5 protein-coding genes (1 of these 5 running past the window's edge) are annotated in these 14,970 nt (G+C 67.5%); 3 read left to right on the forward strand and 2 right to left on the reverse strand.

Features of this window, described 5'->3' with window-relative positions:
• Positions 1-9,059, forward strand: partial view of a non-ribosomal peptide synthase/polyketide synthase gene (locus FMQ63_RS02785; RefSeq protein WP_011553654.1) — the 3' end only. Its footprint begins 26,761 nt before the window's first position; 9,059 of the gene's 35,820 nt are visible here — the last part of the coding sequence; the start codon falls outside the window, past its left edge; it ends in the stop codon at positions 9,057-9,059.
• A 29-nt stretch (positions 9,060-9,088) separates the two neighbouring features.
• Here the strand turns inward: FMQ63_RS02785 and FMQ63_RS02790 are convergent, their stop codons facing one another.
• Positions 9,089-10,381: an ELWxxDGT repeat protein gene (locus FMQ63_RS02790; protein ID WP_225909265.1), complete on the reverse strand. Its 1,293-nt coding sequence runs from the start codon at positions 10,379-10,381 to the stop codon at positions 9,089-9,091.
• A 382-nt stretch (positions 10,382-10,763) separates the two neighbouring features.
• On the opposite strand from FMQ63_RS02790, the gene FMQ63_RS02795 reads away from it, so the two are divergent.
• A complete protein-coding gene (locus FMQ63_RS02795; RefSeq protein ID WP_011553656.1) occupies positions 10,764-12,686 on the forward strand; it encodes a membrane dipeptidase in 1,923 nt (640 codons plus the stop codon).
• Positions 12,687-12,852: 166 nt separating this feature from the next.
• Positions 12,853-13,668 carry a siderophore-interacting protein gene (locus FMQ63_RS02800; protein ID WP_011553657.1) on the forward strand — a complete coding sequence of 272 codons (816 nt, stop codon included), beginning with the start codon at positions 12,853-12,855 and terminating at the stop codon, positions 13,666-13,668.
• Here the strand turns inward: FMQ63_RS02800 and mxcL are convergent.
• A complete protein-coding gene (gene mxcL / locus FMQ63_RS02805; RefSeq protein ID WP_011553658.1) occupies positions 13,665-14,939 on the reverse strand; it encodes a myxochelin B biosynthesis transaminase MxcL in 1,275 nt (424 codons plus the stop codon). The two genes, FMQ63_RS02800 and mxcL, sit on opposite strands and share 4 nt — an antisense overlap.
• Between the last annotated feature and the right edge of the window lie 31 nt (positions 14,940-14,970).

The raw sequence follows: 14,970 nt of genomic DNA on the forward strand, positions 1-14,970 counted from the left end.
AAGCCGAGACGATGGCGCGGCTGCTGGAGCATCTGCGGGTGTTGTTGGATGCAGCCGTCACTCGGCCTGAGACGCGGCTGGCCGAACTGCCGCTGATGGGCAGTGAAGAGCAGCAGCGGTTGATGAAGGCGTGGAGCGGGGCGACTGCGCATTACCCACGAGAAGCGTCGTTGGCGCAGTTGTTCGACGCACAGGCGCAGCGGACGCCGGACGCGGTGGCGGTCGAGTATGAGGATCGGCGGCTGACGTACGCGGAGCTGAACCGACGTGGCAACCAGCTGGCACACCACCTGAGAAGCATGGGGGTGGGGCCCGAGGTGCGGGTGGGCTTGTGCGTGGAGCGCTCGCTGGAGCTGGTGGTGAGCGTGCTGGGCATCCTGAAGGCGGGAGGCGTGTACGTCCCGCTGGATGCCAGCTACCCGCTGGAGCGCCTGGCATGGATGAAGCAAGAAGCAGGCGTCACGCTGCTGGTGGGGCAGCAGAAGCTGCTCGAGTCCATGGGGCTCAATGACACCGAGTCCAGGGTGTGCGTGGACACGGAGTGGGAGACGCGGATTGCCCATCAGCTGCAAACCACGCCCAGCGCCAACGTGGGCGGTGGCAACCTGGCGTATGTGATGTTCACGTCGGGAAGTACTGGTAATCCGAAGGGTGTGGGCGTGCCCCACCGAGCAGTGTCTCGCTTGGTGCTGGGAACGGACTTCGCGCACTTCGGGCCGGAGGAGGTGTGGCTGCAATTGGCGCCCATCTCCTTCGATGCATCGACGCTGGAAGTGTGGGGCGCGCTCCTGCACGGAGCGAAGCTGGTGGTGTACCCGGCGGGGACGCCGTCGCTGGAGGAGCTGGGCCGGAAGCTGGAGTCGTCAGGCGTGACGTCGCTGTGGCTGACGGCGGCGCTCTTCGAGCAGATGCAGGCGCGGCAGCCGAAGGCGCTGGCCAGTGTCCGCCAGTTGCTGGCGGGTGGCGACGCCTTGCCGGTGTTGCGGGTGAAGGAGCGGTTGGCAGCGGGCGGTGTGCTCATCAACGGGTATGGCCCGACGGAGAACACGACATTCTCCAGCACGTACCGGATGGAGAGGCCGGAAGAAGTAGGTGCCTCGGTGTCCATCGGCCGACCGGTGAAGAACACGGTGGCTTACGTGCTGGACATGGGGATGCGGCCGGTGCCGGTGGGGGTGCCGGGTGAGCTGTACGTGGGTGGAGACGGGCTGGCAGTGGGGTACGTGGGGCGTCCAGAGCTGACGGCGGAGCGCTTCGTACCGAATCCGTACGGCGAAGGAGAGCGGCTGTACCGCACGGGGGACGTGGTGCGGTGGCTGAGCAACGGGACGTTGGAGTTCCTGGGCCGAGCGGACACGCAGGTGAAGGTGCGGGGTTACCGCATCGAGCTGGGTGAAGTGGAAGCGGCGCTGGCCCAGCACAGTGGTGTCAGCGAAGCCGTGGTGGTGGCGCGGGAGGATGGAGGCGAAGGCAAGCGACTGGTGGCGTATGTGACAGCGCGCACGGGTACGAGCCTGGAGTCCAGCGCGCTGAGAAGCCACATGAAGCAGCGGCTACCGGAGTACATGGTGCCGTCGGCGTACGTGGTGCTGGAGTCGCTGCCACTGACGCCGAACGGCAAGGTGGACCGCAAGGCGCTGCCCGCCCCGGATGCCCAGGGGCCGAAGACGGCGCACTTCAAGGCGCCTCGCACGGCGACTGAGGAGAAGCTGGCATCCATCTTCGCCGAGGTGCTGAACGTCGAGCGCGTCAGCGTCGACGAAGACTTCTTCGAGCTGGGTGGCCACTCGCTGCTGGCAACGCAGTTGGTGTCACGCGTACGTGAGGCCTTCCGGGTTGAACTGCCACTCCGGACAGTCTTCGAGTCTCGGTCTGTTGAGACACTGGCGAGGTGGCTGGACAGTGCCTCGGGAGTCGCTGCTGGGCTGAGAGCCCCTCCGCTGGTTCGAGCTTCACGCGATGGCGCGCTTCCTCTGTCATTCGCGCAGCAACGGCTGTGGTTCCTCCACCAGCTTGACCCCGACAGTGCCTTCTACAACGTGCCCGTGGCGGTGAAGCTCTCGGGGGCCCTTGATGTTGCGGCGCTGGAGCGGAGCTTCCATTCACTGGTTCTCCGTCATGAGGCGCTGCGCACGACCTTCCGTTCCGAGGCAGGCGTTCCCACTCAGGTCATCTCTCCCGCGGGAAGGGGCGCGTTGGAGTTTGTGGACCTGAGTGCACTCCAGGGCTCGGAGAAGACCCTGGAGGTCCAGCGTCGAACGGAACTTCAAACCCTTCGTCCGTTCAATCTGGAGACGGGCCCGTTGCTGAGGGCGACGTTGCTGAAGGAGGGGGAAGAAGCGCACGTGCTGGTGCTGGTGATGCACCACATCGTGTCGGACGGCTGGTCGATGGGCGTGCTGGTGAGGGAGTTGGTGGCGCTGTACGAGGCGTACTCGCAGGGGCGCGAGTCACCGCTGGCGGAGCTGGAGGTGCAGTACGCGGACTACGCGGTGTGGCAGCGAGGGTGGCTGAAGGGTGAGGTGCTGGAAGAGCAGCTGGGGTACTGGAGGAAGCAGCTAGCGGGTGCGCCAGCGGCACTGGAGTTGCCGACGGACAAGGCGAGGCCGGCGGTCCAGACGTACCGAGGGGACACGCGAGGGCTGGAGTGGCCGAAGGAGCTGTGGGAGGGAGTGAAGGGGCTGGGGCAGCGGGAGAACGCGACGCCCTTCATGGTGCTGCTGGCAGCCTTCCAGGTGGTGCTGTCGCGCTATGCGCGCCAGGACGACGTCTCTGTGGGCTCTCCCATCGCCAATCGCACACGAGCCGAGACGGAGGAGTTGATTGGCTTCTTCGTGAACTCGCTCGTGCTACGGACACGGCTGGATGGCAATCCCAGCTTCCGTGAGTTGCTGGCGCAGGTGCGCGAAGTGACGCTGGGTGCGTACGCGCACCAGGAAGTGCCTTTCGAGAGGCTGGTGGAGGAGCTGCAGCCCGAGCGGGACCTGAGCCGCAGCCCGCTGTTCCAGGTGATGTTGGTGCTGCAGAACACTCCGGGAGGCGCGGTAAGCCTGCCGGGGCTGAAGCTGGAGGCAGCGGAGTCGACGGGGAAGACGTCGAAGTTCGACTTGACGCTCGGCTTGGGGGCGTCGAGCACAGACGGACTGACGGGGGCGTTGGAGTTCAACAGCGACCTGTTCGAAGCCGAGACGATGGAGCGGCTGCTAGGGCATCTGAGGGTGCTGTTGGAGGCCGCCGTCGCCGCGCCGGAGACGCGGCTGGCCGAGCTGCCGCTGATGGGCAGTGAGGAGCGGCAGCGACTGGTGAAGGAGTGGAGCGGGACGGCTTCCACGTACCCACGCGATGCCAGCCTGAGTGTCCTCTTCGAGCAGCAGGCACAGCGGACGCCGGACGCAGTGGCGGTGGAGTACGAGGACCAGCGACTGACGTACGCGGAGTTGAACCGGCGTGCGAACCAGCTGGCGCACCACCTGAGGAGAATGGGCGTTGGGCCGGAGGTGCGGGTGGGGCTGTGCGTGGAGCGCTCACTGGAGCTGGTGGTGAGCGTGCTGGGCATCCTGAAGGCGGGAGGCGTATACGTGCCGCTGGATGCCAGCTACCCGCTAGAGCGTCTGGCGTGGATGAAGCAAGAGGCGGGCGTCGCGGTGCTGGTGGCGCAAGAGAAGCTCGCGGACGAGGTAGCCACGGGTAGCGAGCTGGTGGTGTGCGTGGACACGGAGTGGGACACGCAGATTGCCCATCATCCGCAAACCACGCCGAGTGCCAACGTGGGCGGCGGAAACCTGGCGTACGTGATGTTCACGTCAGGGAGCACGGGGAAGCCGAAGGGCGTGGGCGTACCGCATCGTGCGGTGTCTCGCTTGGTGCTGGGGACGGACTTCGCGCACTTCGGGCCCGAAGAGGTGTGGCTGCAACTGGCGCCCATCTCCTTCGACGCATCGACGCTGGAAGTGTGGGGCGCACTGCTGCACGGCTCGCGGTTGGTGGTGTACCCGGCGGGGACGCCGTCGCTGGAGGAGCTGGGCCGGAATCTGGAATCGTCAGGCGTGACGTCGCTGTGGCTGACAGCGGCGCTCTTCGAGCAGATGCAGGCGAGGCAGCCGAAGGCGCTGGCCAGTGTCCGCCAGCTGCTGGCGGGTGGCGACGCGCTGCCTGTGTCCCGCGTGAAGGAGCGGTTGGCAGCGGGCGGTGTGCTCATCAATGGGTATGGCCCGACGGAGAACACAACGTTCTCCAGCACGTACCGGATGGAGAGTCCGGAAGAAGTAGGTGCCTCGGTGTCCATTGGCCGGCCGGTGAAGAACACGGTGGTCTACGTGCTGGACGCGGGGATGCGCCCGGTGCCGGTGGGCGTGCCGGGTGAGCTGTACGTGGGCGGAGACGGCCTGGCTATGGGGTACGTGGGGCGCCCGGAGCTGACGGCGGAACGCTTCGTACCGAATCCGTACGGCGACGGAGAGCGGCTGTACCGCACGGGGGACGTGGTGCGGTGGTTGAGGAACGGGACGCTGGAGTTCCTGGGCCGAGCGGACACGCAGGTGAAGGTGCGTGGCTATCGCATCGAGCTGGGTGATGTGGAAGCGGCGCTGGCCCAGCACAGTGGCGTCAGCGAAGCCGTGGTGGTGGCGCGGGAGGATGGAGGCGAAGGCAAGCGTTTGGTGGCCTATGTGACGGCGCAGGAAGGGGCCACACTGGACGCGGGTGCACTGCGAAGCCACATGAAGCAGCGGCTACCGGAGTACATGGTGCCGTCGGCGTATGTGGTGCTGGAGGCGCTGCCGCTGACGCCGAACGGAAAGGTGGACCGCAAGGCACTGCCCGCGCCGGACACAGCGGGCACGGCGAGCGAGAAATATGTGGCGCCTCGAACAGCGACCGAAAAGACGTTGGCCGCAATCTTCGTCGACGTCCTGAAGGTCGAGCGGGTCGGGCTCGACGGAGACTTCTTCGAACTGGGCGGACACTCTTTGCTGGCAACGCAGTTGGTGTCGCGTGTGCGGGAGGAGCTCCAAGCAGAGCTCCCCCTTCGAGACATCTTCGAGTGTCCCACGGTGGAGAAGCTCGCCCAGCGGCTGGACCACACTTCGAAAACAGATGGCGGCGCGCAGCCACCACCGTTGGTACGGGTTTCTCGCGACAGGGCGCTTCCCCTGTCATTCGCCCAGCAGCGCTTGTGGTTCCTCGCGCAGTTGGAGCCTGACAGCACCGTCTACAACGTCCCGGCGTCGGTGCGGTTGTCGGGCGCCTTGAACGTTCCCGCGCTGAAGCAGAGCTTCGACGCACTGGTCCATCGTCACGAGGCGCTGCGCACCACGTTCCGGACCGAGGGCGGTTCGCCGGTACAGGTCATCGACCCACGGGGCGGCGCGCGGCTCGACATCGTGGACCTGCGCTCACTGCCAGCCGCGCAGAGGGAAGAGGAGGCGCAGCGGATCGCGCAAGAGGCGTCACAGCGCCCGTTCGACCTGGAAAGCGGTCCGCTGCTGCGACTCGCCTTGCTCGCGCTGTCGGAGCAGGACCATGTGTTGGTGCTGGTGATGCACCACATCGTCTCGGACGGTTGGTCCATGGGGCTCCTGGTTCGCGAGCTGACCGAGTTCTATGCGTCCTTCTCCCAGGGACAGCCGTCGCACCTGCCGGAGCTGCCGCTTCAGTACGCGGACTACGCGGTCTGGCAGCGCGAGTGGCTCCAGGGGGACGTCCTGGACGCGCAGCTCGGCTACTGGAAGCAACGCCTGGACGGCGCGCCCCGGTTGCTGGAGCTGCCCACGGACAGGCCGCGTCCGGCGGTCCAGTCCCTGGAAGGGGCGTACGTGCCCTTCTCGTTGGGCCGTGAGCTGTCCGAGGCGGTGCATGCACTCGCCCGCCGTGAAGGCGTCACGCCGTTCATGGTGCTGCTGGCGGCGTTCCAGGCCGTGCTGGCGCGTTACTCAGGGCAGGACGACGTGAGCGTCGGTTCGCCCATCGCCGGACGCACTCGCGCGGAGACGGAGGGGCTCATCGGCTTCTTCGTGAACACGCTGGTGCTCAGAACCCGGCTGGAGGGGAGCCCGTCCTTCCGTGAGCTGCTGGCTCGGGTCCGGGAGGTCACGCTTGGCGCCTACGCGCACCAGGACGTGCCTTTCGAAAAGCTCGTCGAGGCGCTGCGTCCGGAGCGCAGCCTCAGTCATTCGCCGCTGTTCCAGGTCATGCTCACCTTCGACAGCACGCCAGATGCTGGAGGCGACGCACAGGCCGGCATGGGGATGAAGCACGTCGCCGTGGAGCATCGGGTGTCGCGGTTCGACCTCTCGCTCGGCTTCGTGGAAGGCAAGGACGGCTTCTCCGGTGGACTGGAGTACAGCACCGTCCTCTTCGAGCCCGAGACTGCAGCACGACTTCTGGCCCACCTGAAGACGCTTCTTGAAGGTGCCGTGACGGAGCCGGACCGGTCCGTGTTCGCGCTGCCCTTGCTGGACGCGGATGAACAGCGGCGGTTGCTGGTGGAGTGGAATGACACCGGCTCCGGCGACGTCGCGGAGACGAGCATCCACGCCTTGGTCGAACGGCAGGCGGCGGCCACTCCCGACGCCGTGGCGGTGGTGGCTGGTGAAGAAGTGCTCACGTACCGCGAGCTCATGCAGCGGTCGGACCGGCTGGCGCGGAAGCTCCGCACTCTGGGCGTCGGGCCGGAGGTCCGCGTGGGCCTCTGTGCGGAGCGCAATTCGGACCTGCTGATCGCGGTGCTCGGCATCCTCAAGGCGGGTGGCGCGTACGTCCCGTTGGACCCGGCATACCCGAGCCAGCGGCTGGCCTTCATGATCGAGGACTCCCAGCCTCGCGTCCTGGTGGGCCAGCGCGCGCTGCTCGACGCGCTACCTCACGGGGACGTGGCACGGTTGGCGCTCGACGATGCGAATGGGCTCGTGGCGGAAGCCGAGGCGGCGCCGGTGCTCAGGTCCGCTCCGGACCATCTGGCCTACGTGCTGTTCACGTCGGGCAGCACGGGCCGGCCGAAGGGCGTGGCCCTGGCGCATCGCAGCGCTGTGGCCTTCCTGCGCTGGACGACGCGGGCCTTCTCGTCGGACGAACTGGCGGGGGTCCTCGCCTCCACGTCGCTCAACTTCGACCTGTCCGTGTTCGAGATGTTCGCGCCGCTCATCCGTGGCGGGTCCGTGGTCATCGCTAGTAATGCCTTGGAGTTGCCGTCGCTCCCGGGGGCACGGCGGGTGACGCTCATCAACACGGTGCCCTCCGCGATGGCGGAGTTGGTGCGTGCCCAAACCGTGCCGGACTCGGTGCGCACGGTGAACCTGGCGGGAGAACCGCTGGCCCAATCCCTGGTGGAATCCATCCACCAGTCCGCACCCGGTGTGCAGCGCGTGCTCAACCTCTACGGCCCCACCGAGGACACGACGTACTCGACCTGGACCGTGGCCCCTCGCGGCGCCACGCGGGAGCCCACCGTGGGGCGGCCGATTGAGGGGACTCGTGCGTACGTGCTGGATGCGCTCGGTCAACCCGTGCCTCAGGGCGTGGCGGGCGAGCTGTACCTGGGCGGGGCTGGGCTTGCCCGAGGGTATGTCGACCGGCCCGAGTTGACCGCCGAGCGCTTCGTTCCCGACGCGTTCAGTCCGCAGCCCGGAGCGCGGCTGTACCGCACCGGAGATAGCGCGCGGTGGTTGCCGGATGGCGTGCTGCAGTACCTGGGCCGAATCGACCAGCAGGTGAAGGTGCGTGGCTTCCGCATCGAGCTGGGCGAAATCGAGGCGGTGTTGCGAAGGCATCCAGACGTGCGCGAGGCCGTGGTGGTTGTGCGCGACGACGGGAGCGAAGGTCGGCGGCTGGTGGCGTACATCGTGCCGCAGTCGGACAGGGTGCCCGATGCCACGGCGCTCCGGCGCTTCGTGAAGGAAGGGCTGCCGGACTTCATGGTGCCCTCGGTGGTGATGGTGCTGGCCTCGCTGCCGCTGACGCCCAACGGCAAGGTGGACCGCAAGGCGCTCCCGGCGCCGGACGCACTCCGTCCGGAGTCGACGCGGGCCTATGTGGCGCCTCGGGATGCGCTGGAGCTCCAGCTCACGCGCATCTGGGAGGAGTTGCTGGGCACCGGCCCCATTGGCATCCACTCCGATTTCTTCGAGCTGGGAGGGCACTCACTCCTGGCCATGCGGATGGTGTCGCTCATCCGCGAGCGCCTGGGACGCAGCCTGCCCGTGGTTTCACTGTTCCAGGCGGGGACGCTGGCGGAGCTGGCCTCTCGGCTCCGGCACGCACCCGGACACGTGTCCTCGCTGGTGCCCATCCAGAGTGGTGGTTCGCAGCGGCCCGTCTTCTGCGTCCACCCTGTCAGCGGCAACGTCCTGCCGTATTTGGAACTGTCGCGGCGCCTGGGGCCGGACCAACCGTTCTACGCGTTCCAGGCCCCGGGCCTCGAAGGCGAGCGGGCTCCGCTGGGGACCGTGGAGGCGATGGCCTCCACCTATGTGGAGGCCATGCGCGGCGTCCAGGCCAGCGGGCCATACCGGCTGGCGGGGTGGTCCTTGGGAGGTGTGGTGGCCTTCGAAATGGCGCGGCAGTTGGAGCAGCAGGGGGAGCAGGTGGAGCAGCTGACGCTCATCGACGCCTACGCCTTCGATCAGCGGCCAGTGGAACCCGTGGGCGCGGAGTGGATTGCCGCCCGGTTCGTGGAGTTCACGGGTCAGCTCCTGGGCCTGCCCCTCTCGGAGTTGATCGCGGATGCGCATCCCGCGGACGAGGCTTCGCTGCTGGACCGCCTGTTGGAGCTGGGGCGGCGCACCGGCGTTCTGGCTCAGGGCGTTGGATCCGAACAACTCCACGCGCTGTACCGTGTTTACGAGAGCAACCTCCGCGCCCTCTGGGATTATCAACCCGGACGATACGGTGGCCGCGTCACTCTGCTGCGCGCGAGCGAGACGCGCGTACCCACGGGCACGGATGGCGGCTGGGGTGCGCTGGCGGCAGGAGGGGTGGAGGTGCACGAACTCTCCGGTGATCACCACTCCATCCTCAGGGCACCAGCGGTTGACGTGATCGCGGAGACGATGGCGCTGAGCTAGACGGAGCCGAACGCCATCTCCGGGCGGGCTCAGGGTTTCGTCTGAGTGCACTCGTTGGCGGGACGGAAGGGCAGGGCGTAGAGCTCGCGCCCGCTGGCTTCGTCCTCGGCGGTGAAGAACACGTCCCAGCCGGAGCGGATGAAGGCGCGTGGGGCTCGCGCGGTCCCCGCGTCGAGCTTCCGGGTGCTGGACACAGTGCCGTTGCTCACCCAGGGCTCCGCGCCATGCCCCGTCGTCGCGCCGAAGAAGAGCCAGCCCTGGATGGCAGTCACCTCGGTGGGGGATGCGCCCTCCGTCCCGGGCACCAGGTCCGCGAAGAGCTTCGTTCCTTTCGACGTGCCATCGCTCACCCACAGCTCGCGGCCGTGCTGGCCGTCATCCGCCGCGAAGTAGAGGTGATCTCCAAGCACGGCCAGGAACGCCGGCGCCGAGCCCTCCGCTCCGGGCCGGATGTCCTTCACCCGCCGCGTGCCGGACACCGTGCCGTCGCTGACCCACAGTTCCTCGCCCTCCGGCGCGTCCGAGCCCGCACTGAAATAGAGCCGGCCCTGGAACGGCACCAGGTCGTGCGGGTACCGGCCCGGAAAGAAGCGCAGGCGACGTGTGCCCGCCGCCGTGCCGTCCGTGACGTAGAGCGTGGCCTCGCCTTCGTCGGGGTCCACGAGGAAGAAGAGCCTTCCGCCCACGGACTTCATGCGGAAGATGACCGTGTCCTCGAAGACCTTGAGGAGGGGCGTGAAGGCCGCGCCGCCTTCGCTTCGCACGAGCCAGTTCTCTTCGCCCACGCTGATGACGAAGTAGAGCGAGCCGTCGTGAACGGTGAAGCGACGAGGGAAGGAACTGTCCTCGCCTGGGACGAGGTCCGCGACCTCATGGGTGCCCGCGTCCGTGCCATCGCTGGTCCACAGCTCGTTGCCGTGCGCGCCACCCGGCGCGGCGGCGGAGAAGTAGAGCCGGCCCTTGTACGCGACCAGCGTCTGTCCCTCTCCCTGGCCGGCGCCAATGGGAAGCACGCGCTTCACCAGGGACGTACCTTCGGACGTGCCGTCGCTGGTCCACAGGGCGCGGCCATTCACCCCATCGTCCGCGATGAAGAAGAGCCGGTCTCCCACGCGTGTGAGGTCGGTGGGGTTGGAGCCCTCCGGTCCCGGCGCGATGTCCCGGAGCAGCCGGGTTCCTTCGCCCTGCGTGCCGCTGCTCGTCCACAGCTCGGCGCCGTGTTGACCGTCATCCGCGGTGAAGAAGAGCAAGCCATCCCCGTGGAGGCCTTCCTGGATGGCTGCCTCCTGGGGGCCGGGGTGGATGTCCGCGAGCCTGCGCACGCTGGTCCCACAGGGCTCCCACATTCGGTGGTCCGCGGGCCGCCGCGCGGGCGCTTCATTAGATGACGGAAGCGAGTCGTCCACCGGTGGCGGCTCACAGGCAGCCAGAAGGGTCAACAGCACCGGGGTCGCACGCCAGGACTTCGTCATCAGCAGCTCCGTGAGGTCGAGAGCATCTTGGAGCGTCAATCTGTGGATGGTGGGGGCTTGCCCCACCTGCCCATGGGTCCTGAACGCCGTTTGTAACGTGACGCTTCACACCGACTCACCGTGTGACGCCTGTCTGTTTCACTTTCTAAGAATAAGTTGAAACAATTGAAAAACAGGACACGCTCCTGGTACTTCGAGTGCACCTCCCCGCGGTACCGGAAAGGTGCACTGTATGCAGCGATGTATCGGAGCAGCCCCACGGCGTTTCCTGTCCCTCTCCCTCCTGTCCGTCATGGCGCTGAGCCAGGGGTGCCAACCCACGGATGAAGACTTGTCTGTCGAGGAGTCCGCGACGGGCGAAGTCGCACAGCCCGTCTCGGTTCCTGGCTTCGCGGAGATGCACCACCACATGTTCGCCGAGGAGGCGTTCGGCGGTGGTTGGTTCCACGGCAAGCACAACGGCTCCCTGGTGAGCTGTGACGGTGGCTTTCCGGAGAGCGACCACGCGCGCGTTCGCATGGACCTGGGCTCCATGCTCAACGTGTGCCCCAACGCAGGCGGAATCAACCTGAGCGGCGTGCCGGTGCTGTCGCAGATGTTCGGGGTGGGCGGCGCGGTGGCGTCGGAAATCATCGGCGAGGTCGAAGGAACGGAGGGCGACACCGGTCTCCACCTGGGGCGGATGAGCGTGCCCACGCAGTGGCCGCGATGGGACACCATCGCGCATCAGCAGGCCTGGGAGGGCTGGCTGCAGCAGGCGCATCAGGGTGGCATGTCCCTGGTCACCATCTCCCTGGTGAGCAACGAGTTCCTCTGCAGGGCGCTGCCGTACCAGAACATCAAGCGTCCATGTGACGAGATGGTGGACGTGGACGTGCAGTTGCAGATGGCGCGTGACTTCGACGCTCGCACGCCGTGGGCGGAGATCGCGCTGTCGCCGGCGCACGCGCGGCAGATCATCGCCTCCGGCAAGCTGGCCATGGTGCTCTCCATCGAGTCGAGCAAGCTGTTCGGCACCAAGAACTGGCAGTCCGAGCTCAACCGCGTCTACTCGCTGGGCGTGCGCTCCATCCAGCCGGTGCACCAACTGGACAACCGTTTCGGCGGCGCGGCGCCCCACAACGCCATCTTCCAGGTCTCGCAGTTCTTGGAGAACTGCCACGTGGACACCGACTGCGGCCTCACGGGCAACGGCTTCACGCTAGGCTTCGATGTGGACGCCAACTGCAAGAACACCAAGGGCCTGACGTCCGAGGGCCGGGCGCTGGTCGCCGAGATGATGAACAAGGGCATGCTCGTCGACGTGGCGCACATGTCCGAGCGCTCCGTGGACGACACGTTCGCCATCGCCCAGAGCCGCAACTACTACCCCATGTACATCTCCCACGGTCATTTCCGTGAGGTGATGCACCCGGGGCTCGCCGCCAACGAGAAGACGACGCCCGCGTCCATCATCCGCTACCTGCGTCAGACGGGCGGCATGTTCGGCCTGCGCACCGCGCACGATGAGACGCGCGACTACACCCGCACGCCGGTCGCCAACAACTGCCAGGGCTCCACGCGCTCGCTGGCGCAGGCCTATGAGTTCGGCCGCCTGGGCCTCAAGGTGAACATGGGCTTTGGCGCGGACCTCAACGGCTTCATCCAGCAGACCCGCCCGCGGTTCGGCCCCCACGGCGCCTGCTCGGCCGGCTTCGCCGCGGAGGCGGCGTTCCAGGCGCAGCAGCAGCTCACCGCTGGCCCGCCGCCGCTGGGCACGGACTTCGACAACTACGGCCTGGCCCACGTGGGCCTGCTGCCGGACGTGGTGCGTGACCTGAAGCAGCTCGGCGTCAACACCACGGGCCTGGAGGGCTCGTCCGAGACGTTCATCCGGATGTGGGAGCGGGCCACCGGAACGCGCACCGGCATGGCGGACAGCGCGGCGAACATCGACACCAGCGGTGTGGCGGCCTACGTGCCGAAGGAGACCCGCGCGGCCCAGTATCCGACCAGCTCCACCTGCACCAACGACAGCGACTGCGCCAGCACCCAGTACTGCGGCTGGGGGCTCAACGCCGGCAAGTGTCAGAACAAGAAGGCCAAGGGCGCCATCTGCGGCAGCGCGCGGGAGTGTCTGTCCAACAACTGCCGGTGGACCCTGACCTGCGGCTGAGGTCGCTAGCTGGCATGTGAGCAAGCCGTGTCAACCCACATGCCAGACCTCCCCGCGGCTGGCCGTTCGCTGAGCGGCGGCCACCGCGGGGCTCCTTCATTCGTTGCCCGCCTGGGGGGCTTCATGGTATCGAAAATGATATTCAATATCGATACCTGGAGCATTCGTGACGACGACGACTGAGCGTGTCTATCGGCGGGGACCGTTCCCCGTGAAGTTCCGCCTCTTGGAGGTGAAGCGGGTGACGCGGGTGACGCCGCAGATGGTCCGCATCACCCTTGCGGGCGAGGACCTGGAGGGCTTCTACAGCCCCGGCGCGGACGACCACGTGAAGCTGCTGTTCCCGGAGGAGGGCAAGCGCATGCCTGTCATCCCCACGGTGACGCCCACGGGGTTGGTGCTGAAGGAAGGCGAGCGCAAGCCGGACGCGCGTGACTACACGCCGCGCCGCTATGACGCCGCGGCAGGCGAGCTGGACATCGACTTCGTGGTGCACGGCACGGGGCCCGCGACGACGTGGGCGAGCAAGGCGCAGGTGGGTGACCTGCTGGCCGTGGGTGGGCCGCGCGGCTCCACGTTCGTGGCGCAGGATTTCAGTTGGTACCTGCTCGCGGGCGATCAGTCAGCGCTGCCGGCCATTGGCCGCATCCTGGAGGAGCTGCCGGAGGGGACGCGCGCCATCGTGTTCTGCGAAGTCCCGGACGCGTCCGAGGAGCAGCACTTCACCACCCGCGCCAACGCGACAGTGACGTGGCTGCACCGCAACGGCGTGGAGGCGGGGCACTCGGACGTGTTGCAGCAGGCCATCCGCGGGCTGGAGTTCCCCGCGGGGGACTACTTCGCCTGGGTGGCGGGTGAGGCGCACACCGTGCGCCCCATCAAGGACCACCTCATCAACGAGCGTGGCGCCAACAAGAGCTGGGTCCGGGTGACGGGCTATTGGAAGCGCGGCACCTCGGACCACCACGACGCGAAGGGCTAGGCCGCCGCCGGCTGCGCGAGGGAGCGGAGGACTTCGCCCGTCATCTCGATGGCGTAGTCAATCTGCTCCTCCGTGTGCGCCGTGCTGAGGAAGGTGACGTCGCGGCGCAGCAGGATGCCCCGGCGGGCCATGCCCGCCTGGAAGGGCTGCATCTGCTTCGCGTGCTCCGTCGGGTCCTTGGCGAACAGGAAGAAGGGAATCGCGTCGTAGCCAATCACGCGCAACGATGAGCCCGCGGCCTCCGCCTGGGCGTTGACGCCCTCGCGCAGCTTGCGGCCCAGGTGGGCCAGGTGCTGGATGTAGGCGCCATCCCGGTAGCCCTTCAGCACCGCGTCGCACACGTACAGCGACAGCAGCTCACCGCCGAAGGTGGTGGACACCTGGAGCTCGCTCAGGCGGCTCAGGTGCTTCGCCGGACCGGCGATGGCCGACAGCGGCATGCCGCCAGCGATGCTCTTGGACAGCGTGACGAAGTCCGCGCGGACGTCGAAGAACTCCTGGGCGCCGCCCACGGCGAGCCGGAAGCCGGTGACGACTTCGTCCAGGGCGAACAGGACGTTGTTCGCGGTGCACGTGGCGCGCACCTGTTGCAGGAAGGCCGGGGTGAGGGGCCGGTTGTAGGGCACCGACAACAGCACCAGGGCGAGCTCGCTGGCGTTCTTCTCGATGCTGGCCAGCAGGGCCGGTTCGTCCGGGGGCGTGAAGAGCGGCATCCGAAGGGTCAGCGCCGCCAGCGCGGCCGGGACGCCCGGCGTGTCGAACATGAAGTGGTCGTGCCAGCCGTTGTAGCCGACGGTGATGATCTTCTGCTTGCCGGTGATGTGGCGCGCCAGGCGCACGGCGGCGGACGTGGCATCCGCGCCCGTCTTGAAGAAGCGCGCCATCTCCGCGCCGGGGATGAGGTCCACCAGCGTCTGGGCGGCGGAGACCTCCACGGGCGTGGGCAGCGAGTGGAGGACCCCTTCCTCCAGGTGCTCCCGGATGGCGTTCACCACGGCTGGGTCATTGTGGCCCAGCATGTTGGCGCCCAGGCCGCCGATGAAGTCGATGTACTCCTGGCCGTCCACGTCCTCCACCAGCGCGCCCTTGCCCTTGGCCAGGAACACGGGGAAGGCGCCGAGCGCGAACATCTCCGGGCGCTTCATCATGGACTGCGTGACGCCGGGGACCAGCCGCCGCGCCTCGGCGAGGAGCTGGTTGGAGCGGTCGAGCTTCAGCTCGCCCTGGATGGGACGAGGCAGGGAAGGGTGCTTCTTGACGGGAGTGTCCATGGACGTTTCCTTCTGTGGGTCGAGACGGAGA

Origin of the sequence: Myxococcus sp. CA005 (genome assembly GCF_006518205.1) — a bacterium.
In the GTDB taxonomy this organism is placed as follows: domain Bacteria; phylum Myxococcota; class Myxococcia; order Myxococcales; family Myxococcaceae; genus Myxococcus; species Myxococcus xanthus.

Excerpts from the sequence above, each read along its gene's own strand:
- mxcL (WP_011553658.1), bottom strand. The coding sequence starts at position 14,939 with ATGGACACTCCCGTCAAGAAGCACCCTTCCCTGCCTCGTCCCATCCAG.
- FMQ63_RS02795 (WP_011553656.1), top strand. The coding sequence starts at position 10,764 with ATGCAGCGATGTATCGGAGCAGCCCCACGGCGTTTCCTGTCCCTCTCC.